General features: G+C 64.1%; 1 protein-coding gene. It reads left to right on the top strand.

The window, feature by feature from the left end:
• The first annotated feature begins 268 nt into the window (after window positions 1–268).
• Entirely contained in the window at window positions 269–1,087 is an 819-nt protein-coding gene (locus C442_RS13885) for a rolling circle replication-associated protein (protein WP_004045523.1), read from the top strand.
• Window positions 1,088–1,826: the final 739 nt, after the last annotated feature.

Below are 1,826 nucleotides of genomic sequence, written 5' to 3'. Positions count from 1 at the left end.
CGCTCAGAGATGTGTATAAGAGACAGCCCCCGACCGGCGGGAGGGGGCTATCTTGTGCGGTGGCGGTGCGGCGGCGGTGCGGTCTTTACTCGACGCTAGTTAGAACAACTCAAGAGCCGCTATGCTTCGCCAATTCAGGCGTTCCACCGTGCGGTGCGGTAGAAGACGTGCCGGTGGCTATGGTGCGGTGCGGTGCCACCGGCTCGTCTTCGTCGCGGTCGTCGGATAGTGCCGCCCCAGCTGGGCCGGACGTGCTGTCGGGCCACTCGTGGAGCAGCTCGCGATCGCGTCGGTCGGGGTGGTCGGAGTGAGCGCGGATCCCGTCGACGGCGAGGTCGAGTTGGATGAGCAGTCACGGCTCGGTCGGGACTGGGATTGCGGGCCGGATCGGGAGCGGCCGGACTGCCGGAAGGACTTGGCGCACCTGAAGTACCAGACAGAATCGGGGGAACAGGCGTCGTACCGTTGCGGTTCGTGGGACTGCGAGTGTTGCGGCCACCGGCTGAGGATGGGACTGATCGAGGAGATAGAACGGATCACGGAGGAGCGCCCGGAGATGCGTCGGTTCCTGACGCTCACAGTGGACCGCAGAGCGCCCGCGTCGAAGGAGGAGAAGCACGAGTACATCACCGATCGGTGGAACGCGCTGAGGACGGAACTGAGGGACCGCTATCCAAACCTGTCGTATCTGTGGGTGCGGCACGAGGGAGACGAGCGGGACCGGCCGCACCTGCACCTGCTCGTGGATCGGTTCCTGCCGCAGCGGGAACTGTCGCAGTTGGCCGAGCGCGTCGGCCTCGGCCGGGTGGTGGACATCCGGCGGGTGGACGCACGGAACGCGGCGCACTACATCAGTGCGTACCTCGGTCGTGGCTCGCTGTCGTTCCTGCCGTCGGGGTCGCGGCGGTACGGATCTAGCGCCGACGTCGATCTCGATCCACGCGATCCGGGCGGCGACGATCGTGACGGCAGTGCGCTCGAGGAGGACTGGTCACTGATGGCGTGGGATCCGATCGTCGAGGACTGGGTGTCGGCTGCGTCGGGAGACTTCCGGCGCGACGAGGATAGAGGACCGCCACCAGACTAGATCGGTCGGTCCCACCGCGAGGTGAGAGGTGCCGGGTGGGGTCCCCCTAGACACCGTTATAGGTCCCTGTGGTGGGTGGTGGGGTCGGTTCGATTTTCGGCGACCCTTGCGCCGTCCTGCGATTAGGGAGCGGAGGGGCGAGTGATTGTGGTGGGAGAATCGCAAGACGGCGGTAAGTTGTGGCGGTTCAGACAGGGGTATCCTTACGCCGTCCTGCGATTGTACGGATAGGGCCGGGATTCGACAGGGGGAAGAATCGCAAGACGGCGGTAAGTTGTGATGGGTGATACTCCGGGGCGATCGGCGACCCCTGCGCTGTCATGCGGTTTCGGGTTCTGTCTGGCTATGGTTAGAACTGCTAATAACAATATGTGGGCGTGTTGGTAGTATCGGGATAGGTAGATGTTCTGCCGGGGTGAAAGGTCAGTATTCTTTAAGGGGCTAGTCGTTCTCGTCGCAGTCAAAGCTACGCAACGTGAGTGAATGCCCGGAGAAGGCCCGGGCGACGGACGATTCCACCGGACGCGATTTGTGGCAGAATCGCCCGGTGGAAACCTCTTGGCCGGAGGGTTCGTCCTCGCTCTGTCCTCTCTCAGCCGAGTCAGTAAGTGTTTCGACGGTTCACGGAAACGCTCGGTCTGGACGACTAAGCGCCGATCCACCGCAAGGATCGGGCGATCTTGATTTGCCCGAGAGCCGGCGTACCCGGCTCGAGGGCCGCCCGATCCGCACGCCCCCG

It is taken from the genome of Haloarcula amylolytica JCM 13557, from assembly GCF_000336615.1.
GTDB classification, from domain to species: domain Archaea; phylum Halobacteriota; class Halobacteria; order Halobacteriales; family Haloarculaceae; genus Haloarcula; species Haloarcula amylolytica.
The sequence above is the reverse complement of the archived record's forward strand: the minus strand, read 5'-3'. Positions and strand labels throughout refer to the sequence as shown.